Origin of the sequence: Gracilibacillus ureilyticus (assembly GCF_900111195.1) — a bacterium.
GTDB lineage: Bacteria > Bacillota > Bacilli > Bacillales > Amphibacillaceae > Gracilibacillus > Gracilibacillus ureilyticus.
Map to the genome: position 1 here is coordinate 18,245 of NZ_FOGL01000003.1, position 18,782 is coordinate 37,026.

The 18,782-nt window shown below is 37.9% G+C and carries 21 protein-coding genes and 1 riboswitch; of the genes, 11 read left to right on the forward strand and 10 right to left on the reverse strand.

Going from position 1 to position 18,782, the window contains the following annotated elements:
* Positions 1-279: 279 nt before the first annotated feature.
* Together BMW36_RS04455 and BMW36_RS04460 are read left to right on the forward strand one after the other, a co-directional pair.
* Positions 280-1,398 carry a hypothetical protein gene (locus BMW36_RS04455; RefSeq protein WP_089739462.1) on the forward strand — a complete coding sequence of 373 codons (1,119 nt, stop codon included), beginning with the start codon at positions 280-282 and terminating at the stop codon, positions 1,396-1,398.
* Between the two features lie 228 nt (positions 1,399-1,626).
* The gene (locus BMW36_RS04460) at positions 1,627-1,998 is read left to right on the forward strand and encodes a DoxX family protein (RefSeq protein WP_089739464.1); all 372 of its coding nucleotides are present in this window, start codon (positions 1,627-1,629) and stop codon (positions 1,996-1,998) included.
* A gap of 177 nt (positions 1,999-2,175) precedes the next feature.
* Here the strand turns inward: BMW36_RS04460 and guaC are convergent, their stop codons facing one another.
* The 3 genes from guaC to BMW36_RS04475 form a co-directional block, all read right to left on the reverse strand.
* The gene (gene guaC / locus BMW36_RS04465; protein WP_089739466.1) at positions 2,176-3,150 is read right to left on the reverse strand and encodes a GMP reductase; all 975 of its coding nucleotides are present in this window, start codon (positions 3,148-3,150) and stop codon (positions 2,176-2,178) included.
* A gap of 63 nt (positions 3,151-3,213) precedes the next feature.
* Positions 3,214-3,313: riboswitch (purine riboswitch) on the reverse strand.
* 245 nt (positions 3,314-3,558) lie between these two features.
* Entirely contained in the window at positions 3,559-5,364 is a 1,806-nt protein-coding gene (locus tag BMW36_RS04470) for a M3 family oligoendopeptidase (RefSeq protein ID WP_089739468.1), read from the reverse strand.
* Between the two features lie 135 nt (positions 5,365-5,499).
* Entirely contained in the window at positions 5,500-6,216 is a 717-nt protein-coding gene (locus BMW36_RS04475; RefSeq protein ID WP_089739470.1) for a YebC/PmpR family DNA-binding transcriptional regulator, read from the reverse strand.
* 159 nt (positions 6,217-6,375) lie between these two features.
* Between BMW36_RS04475 and BMW36_RS04480 the strand changes: the two genes are divergently transcribed.
* A complete protein-coding gene (locus BMW36_RS04480; RefSeq protein ID WP_089739472.1) occupies positions 6,376-7,014 on the forward strand; it encodes a pyridoxamine 5'-phosphate oxidase family protein in 639 nt (212 codons plus the stop codon).
* A gap of 172 nt (positions 7,015-7,186) precedes the next feature.
* On the forward strand, positions 7,187-8,452 hold the full coding sequence (locus BMW36_RS04485) for a LysM peptidoglycan-binding domain-containing protein (protein WP_089739474.1): 1,266 nt from the start codon (positions 7,187-7,189) through the stop codon (positions 8,450-8,452).
* Positions 8,453-8,515: 63 nt separating this feature from the next.
* Here BMW36_RS04485 and BMW36_RS04490 read toward each other — a convergent pair whose 3' ends face one another.
* Entirely contained in the window at positions 8,516-9,247 is a 732-nt protein-coding gene (locus BMW36_RS04490) for a hypothetical protein (protein WP_089739476.1), read from the reverse strand.
* A 294-nt stretch (positions 9,248-9,541) separates the two neighbouring features.
* Between BMW36_RS04490 and BMW36_RS04495 the strand changes: the two genes are divergently transcribed.
* Positions 9,542-10,048, forward strand: a complete 507-nt coding sequence (locus BMW36_RS04495) for a DNA-deoxyinosine glycosylase (RefSeq protein WP_089739477.1) — start codon at positions 9,542-9,544, stop codon at positions 10,046-10,048.
* Between the two features lie 55 nt (positions 10,049-10,103).
* Here the strand turns inward: BMW36_RS04495 and opuFB are convergent, their stop codons facing one another.
* The 3 genes from opuFB to BMW36_RS04510 form a co-directional block, all read right to left on the reverse strand.
* On the reverse strand, positions 10,104-11,624 hold the full coding sequence (gene opuFB, locus BMW36_RS04500) for an osmoprotectant update ABC transporter permease/substrate-binding subunit OpuFB (RefSeq protein WP_089739478.1): 1,521 nt from the start codon (positions 11,622-11,624) through the stop codon (positions 10,104-10,106).
* Complete coding sequence (locus tag BMW36_RS04505; protein WP_089739480.1) at positions 11,617-12,576, reverse strand: ABC transporter ATP-binding protein; 960 nt, start codon at positions 12,574-12,576, stop codon at positions 11,617-11,619. The genes opuFB and BMW36_RS04505 overlap by 8 nt, the downstream gene beginning before the upstream one ends.
* A 105-nt stretch (positions 12,577-12,681) precedes the next feature.
* The gene (locus BMW36_RS04510) at positions 12,682-12,882 is read right to left on the reverse strand and encodes a CsbD family protein (protein ID WP_245711586.1); all 201 of its coding nucleotides are present in this window, start codon (positions 12,880-12,882) and stop codon (positions 12,682-12,684) included.
* Between the two features lie 173 nt (positions 12,883-13,055).
* Between BMW36_RS04510 and BMW36_RS04515 the strand changes: the two genes are divergently transcribed.
* Together BMW36_RS04515 and BMW36_RS04520 are read left to right on the forward strand one after the other, a co-directional pair.
* Positions 13,056-13,181: a biofilm-forming protein gene (locus BMW36_RS04515; protein WP_089739482.1), complete on the forward strand. Its 126-nt coding sequence runs from the start codon at positions 13,056-13,058 to the stop codon at positions 13,179-13,181.
* Between the two features lie 27 nt (positions 13,182-13,208).
* Positions 13,209-13,499 (forward strand): YozQ family protein, encoded by a 291-nt coding sequence (locus tag BMW36_RS04520; protein ID WP_089739485.1) that lies wholly within the window; start codon positions 13,209-13,211, stop codon positions 13,497-13,499.
* Positions 13,500-13,584: 85 nt separating this feature from the next.
* Here BMW36_RS04520 and BMW36_RS04525 read toward each other — a convergent pair whose 3' ends face one another.
* From BMW36_RS04525 to BMW36_RS04535, 3 genes are all read right to left on the reverse strand, one after another.
* Positions 13,585-14,373, reverse strand: coding sequence for a cytochrome c oxidase assembly protein (locus BMW36_RS04525; RefSeq protein ID WP_089739486.1), 789 nt, complete (start codon positions 14,371-14,373; stop codon positions 13,585-13,587).
* Positions 14,360-14,869 (reverse strand): DUF2243 domain-containing protein, encoded by a 510-nt coding sequence (locus tag BMW36_RS04530; RefSeq protein ID WP_089739488.1) that lies wholly within the window; start codon positions 14,867-14,869, stop codon positions 14,360-14,362. Before BMW36_RS04530 ends, BMW36_RS04525 begins: the two co-directional genes overlap by 14 nt.
* A gap of 171 nt (positions 14,870-15,040) precedes the next feature.
* Complete coding sequence (locus BMW36_RS04535; protein WP_089739490.1) at positions 15,041-15,292, reverse strand: YkuS family protein; 252 nt, start codon at positions 15,290-15,292, stop codon at positions 15,041-15,043.
* Positions 15,293-15,454: 162 nt separating this feature from the next.
* On the opposite strand from BMW36_RS04535, the gene BMW36_RS04540 reads away from it, so the two are divergent.
* From BMW36_RS04540 to BMW36_RS20710, 4 genes are all read left to right on the forward strand, one after another.
* Positions 15,455-15,637, forward strand: coding sequence for an H-type small acid-soluble spore protein (locus BMW36_RS04540; RefSeq protein WP_089739492.1), 183 nt, complete (start codon positions 15,455-15,457; stop codon positions 15,635-15,637).
* 187 nt (positions 15,638-15,824) lie between these two features.
* Positions 15,825-16,871: an ATP-grasp domain-containing protein gene (locus BMW36_RS04545; RefSeq protein ID WP_089739494.1), complete on the forward strand. Its 1,047-nt coding sequence runs from the start codon at positions 15,825-15,827 to the stop codon at positions 16,869-16,871.
* A gap of 19 nt (positions 16,872-16,890) precedes the next feature.
* The gene (locus tag BMW36_RS04550; RefSeq protein WP_089739496.1) at positions 16,891-18,003 is read left to right on the forward strand and encodes a M20 family metallopeptidase; all 1,113 of its coding nucleotides are present in this window, start codon (positions 16,891-16,893) and stop codon (positions 18,001-18,003) included.
* A gap of 137 nt (positions 18,004-18,140) precedes the next feature.
* Positions 18,141-18,722: a con-10 family general stress protein gene (locus BMW36_RS20710; RefSeq protein ID WP_089739497.1), complete on the forward strand. Its 582-nt coding sequence runs from the start codon at positions 18,141-18,143 to the stop codon at positions 18,720-18,722.
* Positions 18,723-18,782: the final 60 nt, after the last annotated feature.

Consider the following 18,782-nt stretch of genomic DNA (forward strand, 5'->3'; position numbering starts at 1 on the left):
GCATAGAATGTAGTGTAAATACTGTTTCGCTCTGCTCTTAAGAAGACAGAGCTTTTTATTTGTTTGTCCCCAATACAAAAGAAGTGTATCATCTAATTCCCAGGTCCATAAAATATCCAAGTCTTTCTACAAATCACTGGAGGCAGCAATAGTTCCAAATTCAGATGGACAAAGATAAACTAAACATTGAAATGTTTGACAGTAATTGGATCTTGCTTTAAAGTTAGACATTCCTAACGACTAAGTGTAAATAACAATAAAATGGAATGGAGAATTATAATGAGAAATTGGTTTTATTTTTTGTGTTCTACAGTAATTATTATGATTACGCTAGCAGGATGTAGTGGCAGTAATGCAAGTACTTCCGCTGGAGGTTCGAAAGATGTATCTGCCGGATTTAAGGAGATTACGTCACTAGACTTAGAAGGTCCCGTTACTAACATGAACTTTTCTCTTGATGATGATGGAGATACTCTGTTATGGGGAGAAAATGATGGGGGTATTGGAGATGATTTAAGGCGGAATGTATGGGTTGATGGAGAAGTTAAGAGCCTTGATATCGAATCATGGGACCAGTTTGCTTTTTTGACTCAAACAGGCAAGCTTATCAATGCAGAGACGAACTGGGATGCTGATGTAGATAAAAGACATTCAATTCTTGAGTATGATCCAATTACCGATCAAACGGAAAAGTTCACGGCTCAGAATGATCGTGATGACATATTGTTACCAGGTCACGGTACATATATTCAAGATCCGAAGACATATATACACACAGAAACAAACCCGAATCATGAAGATGCAGGAATTTATCTTTGGGAAATAGGGAGCAATGAATTTACTGATTTAAATTTTCTTAATGACATAAAGAGCGATGTTGGGGAAATAACGTCATATCCTCACTATTTCCTAAATAAAGATGTAACGACAATATATGCAACGGTTTTAAACGCAGGGATTTTCTCTTATGATATAGAAGCAGGAAAAACAGATAAATTGCTGGATACAGACGAGGTAATGCCACAAGGTAATACGACTACAATGCTGACAGCTGATGAAAAATATCTTATTTATGTTACCAATAATTCTGAAGACTACAATTTAATCTACCATGCTCTGGACTTAGAAACAAAAGATTCACTGGAAATTGGTATGGGGACTAAAGTTTTTACACTGACAAATGGGAATATTGCTATCATCGATGAAGGGGAAGTAAAGATTTTCAACTTTGAAACAGAAAAACTGGAAACCATTCATAAAATTGAATTAGAAGAAAATCAAAGCATTGACAATTTAACGGTAAGTTTAGACGGGAGTACTATCGCCTATGGATATACAACAAAAGGTGAAGGAGACCAGGAAGATACGTCTCATATCAGCATCTTAAGCAATAAGTAATTTTTTTTGGAGGATGAAACTAGAGTTAAGCGGCAGTATTCAATAATTTATAGGATTTTTTTAAGGCAGTTATTTAGAGTAACAGTCTTCTTTTTTATTAGCTGATTATAAGGGAGTCCTGATAGATTCAACTATCATTAATTAGTTATTCCCCAACAGTGAGAAATAAAATGTTTGAGACCCATCAAGATTGGATATGTAGAGGATAAATGGTAAAGGTGGGTACTTATGAAAGCTTTTTTTCGAACACTCTACTCTCTCCTTCTTCTGGGGGCTGGTATCATGCATTTTGTCCGTAAGGGAAATTTTCTAAGAATGGTACCGAAAATATTACCCTTTCGCAGGTTCATTGTATTAATCTCAGGTGTTTTTGAGTTAATATTTTCTTTAATGCTTTGGGTGAAAAAAGGGCAGCAAATTACTGGAAGGCTATTAGCGTTATTCATGATAGCTATTTTTCCTGCAAATGTGTATATGGCTGTAAATATGATTTCATTCAAACCGGAAAAGAAACCAAATCCTTTGTTGCAATGGTTGCGTCTTCCGATGCAGATTCCACTGATTATTGGAGCATTAAAAGTGGGAAGAGGCAAAAGGTAAATTCAGGCATAATCCTGTGGGGTTGTGTCTTTTTTATAGATTTTGATGATGGATACCATGATGTCTACATTGTCTTCAAAGATTCTGATGTTCGATTAGATTCCATCAAGTTTGAAAGTTAGATAAATAAGTGAAAAAAGAGATCTTCATTACAGAAGATCTCTTCCACTTTATAGATCAATCACCATTAAAAATCGAGTTTTTCACAACAACATAATCTACATGACGAATAGCATCAAGTGTGTTTCCTCCAGCGTATGAAATAGAAGATTGCAGATCCTGTTCCATTTCTGTTAAGGTGTCCTGGAGTGAACCTTTATGCTCCACATGCATTTTTTTCCCTTCTACGTTCTTCTTTTCGCCTTTTTGGAATTCGGATGCGGAACCGAAGTACTCCTTATACAGCTTACCGTCTTTTTCGATGTTTTCTCCAGGTGATTCTTCATGTCCGGCAAAAAGCGAACCGATCATGACCATTGATGCACCAAAGTGGATAGATTTAGCGATATCACCGTGTGTTCTTATGCCGCCATCAGCAATAATCGGTTTCGTTGCTGCTTTGGCACACCAGCGTAACGCAGCTAATTGCCACCCGCCTGTTCCGAATCCTGTTTTGATCTTTGTGATACAAACTTTACCAGGGCCAATCCCCACTTTTGTTGCGTCTGCACCAGCATTTTCAAGTTCCCTTACCGCCTCCGGTGTACCAACATTTCCGGCAATAACAAAGCTTTTCGGAAGAAGTTCTTTAATATGCTGGATCATGTTAATAACTGCATTGGAATGACCATGTGCTATATCGATTGTGATATATTCAGGGGTAAGATTAGCTTCAGCCAACTCTTCGATAAATTGATATTCCTCTTCCTTCACACCAACACTAATAGAAGCGTACAATCCTTTTGACTGCATTTCTTCTACAAATGATCTGCGTGTTTCTGGTTCAAAGCGGTGCATAACATAAAAATAATTATTTTCAGCAAGGTAAAGTGCTATATTTTCATCTATAATTGTTTGCATATTTGCAGGGACTACAGGAAGCTTAAAACTGCGTCCACCCAGTGTAACGGTGGTGTCACATTCAGAACGGCTGTTAACGATACATTTAGCGGGTATCAGTTGAATGTCTTCGTAATCAAATGTATTTTCCATTATATACACTCCTAATAATTGATTTAAAATTACAGATTAAAAAAATCCTGACTATAAATGGGTAGAATTTTTCCACCCATTCGTAGTTAGGATTTATCGGTTCCCAGTAGAGACTCTTAGACCATTATTCTAAGAATATACGAATGATTTTTATAAATATTTTCTCAATCCAAAAGTAATTATAAACGAACTTTTATAAAAAGTAAATAGAAAAATGTTCGTGTATTAGTTGAAAAAGGATCGGAATTCCAATTTATTTAATGAATTTGTGGTTTTTTCCTGTATTGAGAGGGGGCAGGAGAAAATGTTGATGAGGTTTTTGAAAAATAAAAGACACCATATGCGGTTTAAAATCACATATAGTGCCTCCGATAAAATTATTCCTCTGAGCGCCAACTGTCATTTATATTAAGGGATTAATTTATCACTTAACCGAATAAATTCATTAGCTTCTTTCGCCATTAATTGAATACCGGCTACCCAGAATTCTTCTTTTGTAATATCGGCATCCAAATGTTTTTTAGCCAGTTCTTCCACTTTCATGGAGCCTGTGTCTCGCAGTAAGGCGATATATTTCTCCTCAAAGCCTTCTGGATTCTCTAAATATTTAGCATAAATCCCTAGGCTAAACAGGAATCCGAATGTATATGGAAAATTATAAAATGGTACATCATCAATGAAGAAGTGCAGTTTGCTGCTCCAGAAATACGGGTGATAGCTAGCTAAACTGTCCCCATATGCTGTCTTTTGTGCTTCTACCATTAATTGATTTAATCTTTTTTCAGGAACAATTCCTCCGGCACGCTCTTCATAAAACGCATTCTCAAACAGGAAACGAGCGTGAATATTCATAAACATAGCAGTTGCATTTTCCAGTTTGGTATTCAGCAGGGAGATCTTTTCTAGCTCCGATTTGGCATTTGACAAAGTGGCACTTCCAATAATCGTCTCTGCAAACGTACTGGCAGTTTCTGCAACATTCATTGCATAATTACGGTTCAATTCCGGTAGGTCTGTCATGACATGGCTGTGAAAAGCGTGGCCTAATTCATGTGCTAATGTGCTTGTATCAGAAGTCGAGCCGGTAAACGTCATAAAAATACGAGATTCTTCTAATTCCGGCAGACTTGTACAATAACCGCCAGGGCGCTTGTTTGGCCGGTCTTCAGCTTCTACCCAGCGGTTTTCCAGAGCGTGTCTGGCGAAGTCCGCTAATTTCGGACCAAAAGTTGTGAAGTTATCTATCACAAAATCACAAGCTTCATTATACGTAAATTCAGTAGATTTCACATTTTCCAGATCTAGTGGTGCATCTACGTCCTGCCATGCCAGTTTTTCCATGCCTAGTAATTTTGCTTTCTGATTTAGAAAATCTATAAATGGCTGCTTATTATTCGAAACAGCAGACCACATGGCATTCAAGGAATCCTCTGTCATACGGTTATATTCCAATGGTTCTTCCAGATGGCTTTTGTATTGATGCTTTGTTTGCAGGGTTATACGGTAGCCAGTTAAATGATTTAACGTATCAGCGAAAACAGGACCATTTTTAGCCCATGCTTCCTCCCAATTTTTAAACAGCTGTTCCCTCACTTCAGGATCTGGATCTGCATACATTCTATTCATTGCCTGACCAACAGAAAGCTCAGATATTTCTCCTTCACGATCAGTGTATGGTATGGTCATAGTGGAAACGATAGTGTCATATATACTGCTCCAGGCGGCAAGCCCGTCTTTATTCAGTTCTGCAATCAGCTCTTCTTCTCCATCTGACAGCAGTCGTTTTCCTTCCTCGCGAATTTCCTTGAGTGCGAAAGCTACCTCTTTTATATCCCCATCATTTAAGAGGTTCACCCACTCGGTATCAGAAATGACAACAAGCTTTTTCTTGAAAACATTGGAAAGCTTTTGTATATCACTATATAATTCCAATATTTGTCCTTTTACTACAGTGGCATGCTCATCATTCATAAATGCATCATGCCACATGTTAACGAAAGTAGATGCCTGACCTAATCCTTTGTCGATGGACTCACGATTTTGCAAAATTGCCTTCAATGCACCGGCTGTTTTTATTTCTTCATCACTATTATTTAATAAAGAATCATACTCCTTAATCTGATGCTTAACCTCCTGCAGTTTTGCTTGTAATTCTTCAGAAGTCGTCCCTCCGGGGAAAATAGAATCTAAATCCCACGTGTCATTATAATTCATTCTAAATCACTCCCTTTTTATCATTGTATACATATCTAGAATAATTAAAAACTGAAACTAACTAAAAAAGCCCTCTAGTTTGTTTTAAAACTAGAAGACTTTTCTGAAAAATTTAAAAAGAACTTAGAATGTTAATTAGTCTAATTCCACATTGTGATAAACTTGCTGAACATCTTCTAAATCCTCTAATGCATCAATCAGTTTCTCAAATTGTTCCTGATCATCCTCTGAAAGAGTAACATCATTCTGAGGAAGCATCGTTAATTCAGCGACAGTAAATTCAGTTATTCCCTTTTCCTTAAAAACTTCCTGAACCGCATGGAACTGGTCAGGCTCGGCATAAATAATGACAACATTATCTTCTTCGATAAGATCCCGGGCATCGACATCTGCCTCCATTAAAATCTCTAATATCTCATCAGCAGACATTCCTTCGATCCCAAAGACAGCAGTATTATCAAACATATAAGATACCGACCCGTTTGTTCCCATATTACCGCCGTTTTTGTTAAAGGCTGCACGGACATCCGCTGCTGTACGATTCACGTTATTGGTTAATGTATCAACAATAATCATTGAGCCACTTGGCCCGAAGCCTTCATAGCGTAATTCATCATAATTCTCATCATCTCCGCCTTTGGCCTTTTCGATGGCGCGATCAATGATTGATCTAGGTACACTGTAGGTTTTGGCTCTTTCCAACACAATCTTTAATGCCTGATTAGATTCTGGATTAGGCTCTCCCTGTTTGGCAGCAACGTAAATCTCGCGGCCGAACTTAGCATAAATACGGCTTGTGTTTTTATCTTTGGCAGCTTTCTTTTCTTTAATATTATTCCATTTACGGCCCATTTGACCACTCTCTTTCTGTTAACTGATTGCTTATATCTACTTATTAAATTATACACTAAAAAATAGTGATTGTGTGCAGGACATGACTGAAACAGTAATATGGTAAAATAAAAAGCGAAAATTCAAATCGATAAAATAATAAGAGGGTAGGGTGTTTAGATGGGGAATTACTTTGAATATAAACATACAATTGATTCAGAAGAAGAACTGCGCAAGCTTATTGGTTATCCAGGTGAGTTAGTAAACAATAAGGCGATTCAATATATTGATAGAAATTGTCAGGAGTTTATATCCAAATCACCCTTTTTATTAATAGCCACATCAAGTGAATCAGGATTTTGTGACGTTTCTCCAAGAGGAGATCATGCCGGTTTTGTCCAAGTGTTAAATGAGAAACAATTAATCATCCCTGAAAGGCCTGGGAATAAAAGGGCAGATTCACTGCGAAATATATTATCAAATCCATATGTAGGGCTGTTATTTGTTATTCCTAGATTAGGGGAGACATTAAGAGTAAATGGAAATGCGGTAATAATTAAGGATGAAGAAATACTTAACAGAATGATTGTTAAAGGTAAGAAACCGCTGCTGGCAATTGGGGTAGATGTGGAAGAATGCTATATTCATTGTGCAAAAGCTTTTATTCGTTCAGGTTTGTGGAATCCGGAATCCTGGACAGATAAGGCGGAATTACCGTCAGCAGCGAAAATGATCTATGAGCATGCTAAACAGCCTGATACAAGTATTTCTTCTATTGAGGAAAGGCTCAAAGAAAGTTATTCAAAAAGACTATATTAACTCATGAACAAGGGGCGTTACTATTGAAAAGTAACGCAACTGATACCCTTGTTTTTAGCATCATTTTTCTTCTCCTAAAGATAAAATCCCGTAGCTCTTTGGTAAATCATAAATTTCAAGTACTATTTAATGAATTGATGACCATAGAATAAAAAAAGGGGGGGGAGAATGAATGACAATACATGTGGTTACAGCGGGGGAATCCCTTTGGCAGATTTCGACTCAGTATCAGATTCCTGTTTCAGATATTGTGAATGTGAATGGTTTGCCTGCTTCTCATGCAATAATTCCCGGACTGGCACTCTATATTCCTGATGATGCCAATGTAAAGAACAGGCCCTATATAGTCAAAGAAGGTGATACGCTCTGGCGGTTAGCGAATCGCTTTAATACTCCAACAGGAACTATCGTCCAAGCAAATCCGGGCGTGAATTTAAATCAATTATATGCCGGGCAGAAGCTTGTCATTCCTACATCGGTAAGACCCCAAATAGAGACGCTCGGATTTATCATTCCATATTCGGCACAAAATGCATTAACTATTTTACGGATATTAACTAATTCCCTTACATACGCAGCAGTCGTTTCATATTCCTTCACATCTCAGGGATATGCTTACGTTTTATTAGATGATACAGAGGTTGTTAGAGAAAGCATACAGCAGGGTATCACCCCGCTTTTAATGATTCGTAATTTTACTTCCGCTGGTTTTGATGCAGAATTAGCAGGAAATGTACTGGCTAATCCGCTGTATCGCAGAAACCTTATTGAAAGTTTATTACGGTTTGTTAATGAAAAGGAATATGGCGGAGTTTCCCTCGATCTTGAATTTATTCCTCCAGCAAGAAGGGGAGATTTTAATACATTTTTGAAAGATCTAAAAGCCGCCCTGGGAACACGGATCCTGCATGTTAATGTGCATGCTAAAACAGAGGACCTGCCAACCAACCGAATCGTAGGTGCATATGACTATAAGGAAATCGGCGAAATTGCTGATGTAGTAGCTGTAATGACAATTGATTACGGATATCCTGGTGGCCCGCCTAATCCTGTGAGCCCGCTATGGTGGATGTATCAGGTTGTCCGATATACCGTGAGCTTGATTGAATCAAGTAAGTTACAAGTTGCCTTTCCTTTATATGGGTATGATTGGAGAGTAGCTGATAATACCTCTACAGCATTATCGGTTACCGGTGCACAAAACCAGGCAATTGCTGCGAATACTGTAATAGAATTTGATGTTGCCGCGGCCTCCCCCTGGTACAGGTATTGGGCTTTAGCTGAAGAGCATGTCACATGGTTTGAAGATATTAGAAGTTACCAGGAAAAATATTATCTTGTTGATCAATATGAATTGCTAGGGGTAACATACTGGCAGGCGGGGTTGCCTGCACCACAGAACTGGTATTACTTAAATAATCATTTTACAGTCACATAAGAGTGGCCACGTCTGGTTACTCTGTATGTGACTGCATTGTTATGGATATATTTTGGATGTTTTTTACAATAGAAAAAGTAATATAGAGTAGGTAAAGATTCCGATAAAGAAGGCTGTAAAACTGCTTTCTCGTTCCTCTGGCAGTTCTTCCTTCATTACATTTAAAATGATGCCTCCTGAAATAAAAGCGACTAATAAGGAAATAACCATTTCATTTACTTCCGTAAGCACACCTATAAACCAGCCGGCAAAGATGGAAGTAGCCAGTAGCCAGCGGCCGTATTTATCATATTCCTCTTTATGTGTTTCACCTAGACTCTTATCATTTGTAATAAAATGAACTCCCATGGCAACAAAGAAGAAGAACATTCCCCACGGCCCTGAAAATTCCTCCCTGATCAGCAGATAGCCAATGATGGCATTATAGACTGTGAAAGAACCTATATGGATCCAAAACACTCCTGATGAAGGCCTGTTTTCTCCATTTGCCCCTCTTTTTTTGGATAACTTTACAACCTTCTCCAGACCATAAAAAATGGCCAGTCCAACCATCGCAATTAAATAAATATGATGTTCAAGAAAGCTCCAAAAGGCATTTTCAATTTCTCCTTCAAGTTCTGCCTGATATTCCCCAAGTTCCGGCAGCAAATGGAGAAATACATAGGCTACAGCTATCCCGCCAACAATAGAGAGTAGCCTGCTTCTCGGTACCATCTTTATAAATTTCATACGTTTCGAGATTAAATGGAGAATTACAAATCCAATGACAAATACAAAACTCAGCCAAAATTCCATATTATTCCCTTCCTTTTCGATCTATTAGATGTTTCTGATCTGTGCTGCTGATTTCTTTATGAAGTGAATTTTTCCCTTTCTATCAAGGGATCAAACATTACTTATTTGCAGAAATGAGGTTTTATTTGAATAAAAATCTTTCTTTTTGCAGAAAGTGATAGTCTATTTGCAAATTCTGTTGCTTCGTTCTTTTACAAATGCCTGATTATCCTGTTTGTTTGCAGGAATTTAAGAAATAAAGTATGATCAGATTTATATTTAGTGCATAAAATTTTGACAAAAAGGGTGACGTTTATGACTGACCAAAAAATATATTCTTTAGAACCGATTATTAACCGCCAATCATGTGTTTTAATTCTTGGTTCTATCCCAGGTCGCCAGTCATTAATGAAACAGCAGTATTATGGCCATCCGAAGAATCATTTTTGGCCAATTCTATTTGAGATTTTCGGGCAGGAAAAGATTGAGGATTACGAAAGGAAGATTGAGTTTTTGCATAATAAAAACATTGCGTTGTGGGATATGATAGGATCATGTTACAGGGAGGGCAGTCTTGATTCCAAGATATTTGAGGCAGAACCAAACCCGCTTGAACAATTGCTTGATGCCTATCCAAATATTAAGAGAATTGGATGTAATGGTACAAAGTCCTATCAAACATTTCAAAGGCACTTCCTACACTTAACCAATCGATTCAATGTAGTGAAACTGCCTTCCACAAGTCCTATTCCGGGCCGATATAATAAAACGTTTGAAGAGAAGGTTCAAATATGGAAGGAATTCATTGAGGGTGAATCCTAGAAAGATTTTCTGAACAAAGTCTCGAATTTTTAATAAAAGAAGAGGATTGAACTATTCAATCCTCTAACAAACCTTCTCCTTTTAAATACTCTTGAGCCACCTCATTTGCACTGTATCCTTCTTCGGCAACTTTATAATTCATTTCTCTCATTTGATCATCACTGATTTTCCCTGCTAGTTGATTAAGTACCTCTTCTAACTCAGGAAATTCCTTGAGAGTTTCTGCACGCAGTAAAGGTGCCCCTTGATATGGAGGGAATAGGTTCTTGTCATCTTCCAGCACTTTTAAGTTATATCTTCTTAGTTCACTGTCTGTTGAGTATGCATCAACCAGGTTAATATCACCTTCTTCAATTGCTGTATACCTTAATTGAGGTTCCATCGTTTTAACATGTGGAAACTGGATGTTATATACCTTCTGAATTCCAATGTATCCATCTTCCCGATCAGAGAATTCCAGAGTAAATACAGCCTTAACTTCATTTTCTACTGCTTGCAAGTCGGAAATTGCCGATAATTGATATCTTTCGGCAAAAGCTTCAGGGACAGCCAATGTGTAAGTATTGTTATATTCCATCGGTTTCAGGAAACGTAAATTAAATTCATCTAATAATCCCTTACGTGCCTGCGTATATACTTCCTCTTCATTATTGCTGGCAGCTGTTTCATTTAAAAACTGTGATAATGCAGTACCGGTAAATTCAGGGTAAATATCTATACTCCCTGTTTGTAATGCATTAAATAAAAACGAGGTTTTTCCTAAGCCGGGTTCCAATTCTACATCTAAATCTGTCTCTTCCTCTATTAGCAGTTTATACATATTGATTAAAATTTCAGGTTCGGTTCCTAACTTTCCGCCAATAACAATCGTTTCATCACCGCTATTTGTCAAGACAGGAACAAGAAGGAACATTAATGAAACAATAACAAGGATACTTATTGTAATAATAGACGTCCGAAAAGAGAACTTTTCCATTTTCTTTAACAGAATATCAAAGAAAATAGCCAGTAATGCAGCAGGAATTGCTCCCATTACAATTAAGGATGTATTATTTCGGTCGATACCTAATAAAATAATATCTCCTAAACCTCCAGCACCAATTAATGCAGCGAGAGTAGCTGTTCCGACAATTAACACCATCGATGTTCGGATTCCTGCCATAATAACAGGCATTGCCAGAGGCAATTCTACTTTTATAAGGCGTTTTGTAGAGTTCATCCCCATTGCTGTAGCAGCTTCAATTAATGAGGGATCAACTTCTTTAATGCCTGTGTATGTATTTCGCAAAACGGGTAATAAGGCATAAAGGATTAAAGCAATAATAGCAGGTATTTTACCAATACCGAATAATGGGATAAATAAACCAAGTAAAGCTAAGGAAGGTATTGTCTGTAAAATGGCCGTAACACCTATTACCGGTTCAGCAACCTTCTCTTTTTTAGTTAAATAAATTCCAAGCGGGATAGAGATAAGTACAGCAAACAGCAATGCGATAAAAGAAATCTGGATGTGTTCAAGCAGTGCCTGCCATAATTGTTGCTGCCGATTTTCAAAAACTTCCATTAAATTAGACATGTTTTAGCCCGCCTTCTTTCAATTCTCCTGAAAAGTAATTTACTATAGCCAATCTGTCTATTTTCCCGATGACTGTACCGTCAGACTCCACAAGAATTTCTTCTCTCTCTGATAATAAATCCAATACTTCTTTCAGGGACGTATCTGTATTAATTCGGAACATATCCACTGAGGATGCATTCGATAAAGGGTGAACAAGCTTTAGTAAATCAAAGTTACCACCCGTTATTTCAGCGGAACCAACGAAATCTTTAACAAAGGAATTAGCCGGATTTGTGAAAAATTCACGAGGCTTGCCTATTTGTACTACTTTTCCTTCCTTCATTAAACAAATGCGGTCAGCTATTTTTAATGCCTCCTGGATATCATGTGTTACAAAAACAATGGTCTTGTTAATCTGTTTTTGCAACTCCACTATTTCTTCCTGGAGCTTTTCTCGGCTGATAGGATCTAATGCACTAAATGGTTCGTCCATTAAGATAATGTCGGGATCTGCTGCAAGAGCTCGGATAACCCCGATGCGCTGCTGTTGGCCGCCAGACAGTTCGTTCGGCTTGCGATTCCGGTATGTTTCTGGGTCAAGACCCACCATTTCTAATAATTCCGCAACACGTTTTTTTACTTTACTTTCTTTCCATTTCTTCATTTCAGGAACAATAGCAATATTTTCTTCAATGGTCATATGTGGAAAAAGTGCAATCTGCTGGAGTACATACCCTATATTCCACCGTAATTCATGAATATTATAATCACTGATCTTTCTTTTATCTATGTAAATAGTTCCTTCAGAAAGAGGGATTAGTCTGTTCATCATTTTTAAGGTAGTTGTTTTACCGCAGCCACTGGGACCGATAAGAACGAATAATTCCCCTTTTTTTATGGAAAAGTCCGCTTGGTTAACTGCTATGGTTCCATCTGAGAACTGTTTTGTTACATTTTCAAAAGTAATCATTTCTTTTACTCCTCATCTATTCTTACTTCTTCCAGGTAGAAATTATCATCTGGATAAAAAACAACCCATTTTGGCTGCTTCCTCCCAAAATGGGTTATTTTATGTTTACCATTTGTTTTCATGATTTTCATTATCGTCTTTTGCGTGACCTTTCTCTTCCTGCATTTTTCCTTTTAACTTCTCTTTTTTACCTTCTGTTACCATTTTGGAGTTACCTACTGCGTTTCCAATCTGGTCTTTGGCTTCACCCTTTACTTTACTCACATTACTTTTCACTTTATCGCTCATGCCATTATTATTACTCACTAAAATGCACTCCTTTTGGAAGAATTATTCACATAATACTTTTACCCGCACTACAACTGCTCAAACAAAGTTTTTCAGATCGAAGATGATAAATATTTTAACAAAGAGCGAGTAAACAGCTGCAAAATAGACAGAATAAAAAAAGCATCATAAATAGAAAAGGGGTGTGGAACATGGCGAAAAAAGGAATCCAAAATTCGAGCATTGAGCAAATCAGAAATGACCATGAAACTGAAACAGCTTTTATGGAAAATAAGGCAAAAAAGAATCGTAATAATGGCGCAAAAAGAGGGAAGTAAAACTCATAAAGATTGGGGGCTTTAATTTTGGCAAATAACAGAGGAACTGACAGACCTGATGATTATAAGCGATTTGCTGGTATTGACAAGGAATACGACTTTAACCAGACTTTAGATGGGGAAGCAAAAACGAACATTAAATCTGATGGCCGTTTCTCCAATCAATTCGATACTGCAGAAAAAAACAGGGTAGCAGAAAAAAACTACGAACCGTCCGATTATAATGGTAACTCGCAAATAGAAAAAGGATTAGCAGAAACCCATGAACAGGTAAGTGATGATTATTTTGAGGGTACAATTGATCAGGATTTAGAATGATGATTCTCTCTTTGATACAAACCAGTATAAGCAATAGCATATACTGGTTTTTAACTAATTACATGGAAATACCCTGTTGAACCATCTAAACACCAAATGATTGGGTTTGCTGTATAAGACGGGGACGGGTTGCCCTATACCAATGCTGGCAAAGAATGAATATGAGAATAATGTCAATCAGATCACCGCCATAATACATAATCATGGCACCGGTCTCCCCTTGTGTTCGGGGTACGCCATCTGGTGGCGATGCGTAGATGTATTTGGAAAGAATACCATGTCCTGCTAAGGCAAGTAATAACACTATGGAACGATAGATAAAACTGTACCTGTGAGCAGTTGGTTCAATATAGATAATTGATGCAGTAAACACATATCCAGCTAAAAAAACATGGACATGGATAATGATATGTAAAAGAAGGTTATGATGCATCATCATGTATAAATCAGTTGTATACAGCAGCCAAAGACCACCAATGTTTAGAATAGTAGCGACAACAGGGTGACTGATCAGACGTATTGGCCACTTTCTCAGCAGTTGTGCCACACGTCGGGCCCCTGATACAGGAAGTGACCGAAGAAGAAGTGTAACGGGTGCAGCAAGAACAATCAGCATGGGAGCCAGCATACCCAATAAAATATGACCGGCCATGTGGATGGAAAAGTTCATATGTGCCTGACTGGCGACAGGTCCTAGCAGAGACAGAGCAACACTAAGGATCCCAAAGAACCAGAAGACACAGCGGATAAACGGCCATTTCCTAAGGTGGCTTTTACGATTAGATGTTATTACTGCACCGATATAAAGAAAAAATACAATGATAAGAAGTATAGCTAGGTGCGAGCTGCTATAGTCTATATTAGTATTCTCCATTTGTTTCATCCTTTTTAAACGGGGAATGTCTAGATTGCTTTAGAAAATAAAGACCGATAAAAATTAGTATCAAAGCTAATCCATTCCAGACTATATCATAGATTATCACATTATCTACATAGCGAATCTGGTGAATTCTCATAATTTTGTGCTGAATGATTCCATCGTACAGTTGGAAGATTCCAGCTCCTAATAAAATTCCACTCCACCATCGCTTTATTTGCCATTCGCTTCTTCGCTTTAGATCAGCTAACATGAACAATCCCCCGATTGTTGCAAACCAGCTGAAAGCATGAAACAGTCCATCTGAAACGAGTCCAATATCTGTCGTTGATTTATCGTAAAAATGGTGCCAGTGAAGAAGCTGGTGAAAAACCGTCTCATCTATAAAAGCAACTAACCCGAGACCAAACAGGAAGCCTGACCACAGATTACGCTGCCGGTAGGAAGTGTTAGTGTGACGCTTCACTGCAGCAACATTGGTTACATGAGTCATAATCTCACCCCTGAGAATGCTTGTATTGTATAACATTTCCAGTATTCCCGGAATACGTGAATTATAAACCGATGGAGCTTCCGCTATCACAACAATAAATATCCGCTTATGTTTCGTTAAGGGGTCTAATAGAACGAGAGTCCGGACCTGCTATTAAGGTCCGGACTAAGATTATTGCTGCTGTTGTATTTTCTGATTTACTTGCTGGCTGATATCATTTGCGTTAAGGCCATTTGCACTAATTACTGAACCCTGAATAGCTGTATTCTGCACGCCCATCATATTTTCATCAAGTCCTGTTATAACACAGCAATCACAACCATTGGCGTCCTGTTCCTGTCTTAGTATTACTACTTCATGACCTTCCGCCTGTAACATTTGCTGAACGTCTGTTAGCGATTCTTCCACTCCAATACGAGCCATTGATTCAACCTCCTTGAAATATCATCTTTTTTAATATGTTCCTAATTGCATAATTCATACATTTTATATTTGTATTTTTTTAGCAAAGTAAAAAATGTTTAGTTTACCGATAAAAAGGTATGAAAAAAGTAGGGATAAATATTATTGGAGGAGGATTTAGAAATGAATATTATAAGGGCAAAAGAAATTACACAGGACCCCGATATGAAAGATGTAGAGTATTTAGGTAAATCAGTATATATTCTGTCTGTTGATGAGGAATCAAAAAAGGCGCTAGTACGATATCGGGAAGGATCTGACGAAACAGTTGAAGTTGATGTAAGACAGCTAAATGAAAATGAATAGAAATATGTGGAATGGCATGGAGAAGGGGAATGCCTAGGACAGCTTAATCCTTCTATCATCAGCTAGTTATCTTTAGCGATATATTACGAACTATTTACATTCATATATTAAATTTGCTCAATAAGTTTCATACCAGCTTACCGGGGTATAAACTAAACAAATCTAATATAAAAGGGGATGACTAGCAATGAATATATTAATACCTTCATGTGCCAGAAGGATAGATTTTGTAGGATTTTTCAAAAATGCATTGAGAGATTTAGGGATCGACGGAAAGGTAGTTGTTGCCGATCCGGATTATAATGCACCATCCTTACAAGCAGGAGATAACAGTTACGTTATCCCTCACCAGACAGATGAGAAATATTTAGATAAAATTTTCGATATATGCGATAAAGAAAATATCGATTGTATTGTGCCATTAAATGATTGGGAGGTTCCCAAATTAGCATCCGCAAAAAGTGAATTTCTGAACAAAGATATCAAGGTATTAGTCGCGGAAGAGGATGTTGTTGAAAAAGTCAGAGATAAAGGGAAATATCGGGAGCTTTTGGAGCCTTTTGAGGTAAAAGCACCAATCTCTTATATGAATGTCGAGGATGCAAAAAAAGGCTTGCAGAGCGGAGAAGTGGACTATCCCTTAATTATCAAACCTCGAAATGGCTCTGCATCTATGGGTGTAGATTTTGCCAATAATTTGGATGAGGTTCAGCACGCCTATGATTCTGCTGTAAAAGAAATACTCGACAGCCCGCTGGATGATGCAACCTCCAAGGAAGCACATGAAAATGTAATTATTCAGGAGGTAATAGAGGGAGACAAGTTCAGTGTAGATATATTCAACGACCTTGATGGTAATTTTGTAACATCCCTTGTTCGTAAGCAGCTGGACATGCGTGGTGGGGATATTGACCGTTGTATAACAGAGAACCCGCCTGAGTTAATGGCTGTTGCTGAGAAAATTGGCTCTAATTTAAATCATGTTGGATATATGAATGCCGATGTGTATTATAACGGGAAAGATTACTACGTTATTGATATAAATCCTCGATTTGGAGGCGGTTATGCATTTTCCCATCGAGCAGGTGCTAATATCCCAGCCGCTATTATTGCAATGGTCAAAGGAGATGAAGTGAAAAAAGAATGGTTAATACAGAAGGCCGGGTTAGAGCTTGCCCGTCATGATACGGTTGTTAACATTAATAAGGAAAAACCGGATGTAATGAAAGAATAATAAGCAGAGGAGTGATAGGATGGGAGACCAATTAGTTCAGCTGCTAGAAGAACTAATTGAGATAGACAGTTCAACAAAGGATGGAGCAAACCATGCCATTGACTATTGCGCAGAATGGTTAAAAGACAGAGGTCTCCAGGTAAAAAGAGTATCTAATCAAGGGTATCGATCATTAGTATGTACCATTGGTGAAGGTGAACAAACGATTGTCTTGAACGGACACGTTGATGTAATTGAAGGGGAGAAAGACCAGTTTCGCCCCTTTTCCAGGAACAACAAAATGTATGGACGAGGTTCCATTGACATGAAAGCAGGGGTTGCGGCGATGATGGTAACTGTTGCTGAGTTAAAGGATCGAAAACTGCCGGCAAAAGTAATGCTTCAGCTTGTTCCGGATGAGGAAAAAGGGGGCAGGTATGGTAGTAAATATTTAGCTGATCAGGGGTACTATGGGGATTTTATGATTTGTGGAGAACCAACCAACTTGGGGATTTCCGTTCAATCAAAGGGTGTTTTGCAACTCGATTTTAAGATCCATGGCAAGCCTTCACATGGCAGCCGGCCATGGGACGGCGTAAACGCCATTTTAAAAGCATATCAGCTTTATGAGGATATCCTGCGGTTACCATTTGCAGAGGAAACGGATCCGCCATTTTTCGATAAACCGTCTATTAACCTTGCAAGGCTTTCAGGTGGAACCGTTTATAACAAGGTTCCTGAATTGTGTGAAATGGCATTAGATATTCGTTATCTGCCGAAACAAAACCCTGATGAGATTTATCAGCAAATTAAGGAAATTACAGATGGAGAAGTAAATATCCACATTTGTAATGAACCAGTTAAAACGAAGGCAGATCACCCTTATGTAAAACTGCTGGAAAGCTCTATAAGAAAAGAAACGCAGCTGGAAGACGTAAAAGTCTTTGGACAGCACGGTTCATCCGATGCGCAGTTTTTTACGAAATACGGAACTGCTGCAGTAGAATTCGGCCCCGTGGGAGCAGACTGGCATGGGGAAGACGAAATGGTCTATATAGACTCTGTCAAAGAGTATGTAAATATATTGAAGGAATTTGTTCAAACAGAGGTAGCAGCAAGTGATAAAGAAGCCCTATTTCAAGCTAAGAACTAGTTGTGTTTTTTACAAAAATGTAACATTAAAGGATAAAAAAACAAAAAATGTTTAATTATTCTACTAGCGAGGTATAAGAATAATGTGATCATAAAGAATCACTAACTAAATCTATAAATTACAGGAGGTAGTTAACTATGGCAAGAAAAAGAAATAACAATAATAATGGAAACATGAGCAGAGAAGAAGCAGGACAAAAAGGTGGAGAAAAAGTAAGCCGTAAATACGATCAGGATTTCTTCCAGGAGATTGGTAAAAAGGGCGGAGAAACAACAAGCGAGAAATATGATCAGGACCATTTCCAGGAAATCGGCCAAAAAGGTGGAGAAACAACAAGCGAGAAATATGACCAGGATCACTTCCAGGAAATCGGTCAAAAAGGTGGAGAAACAACAAGCGAGAAGTATGACACAGAGCACTTCCAGGAAATTGGCCAAAAAGGTGGAGAAACAACAAGCGATAAATATGATAGAGAGCACTTCCAGGAAATTGGCCAAAAAGGCGGAGAAACAACAAGCGATAAATATGATAGAGAACATTTCCAGGAAATTGGTCAAAAAGGCGGAGAAACAACAAGCGATAAATATGATAAAGAACATTTCCAGGAAATCGGCCAAAAAGGCGGAGAAACAACAAGTGAGAAATACGGTGAAGATCACTATGAAGAAATTGGAGAAAAAGGCGGCCGTAATTCAAGAAGAAACAATAAAAATTCTTAATTACGACCAATAAATAGATATTAAAAATAAACATTTCCCAATCATTATAAAGGAGGAATG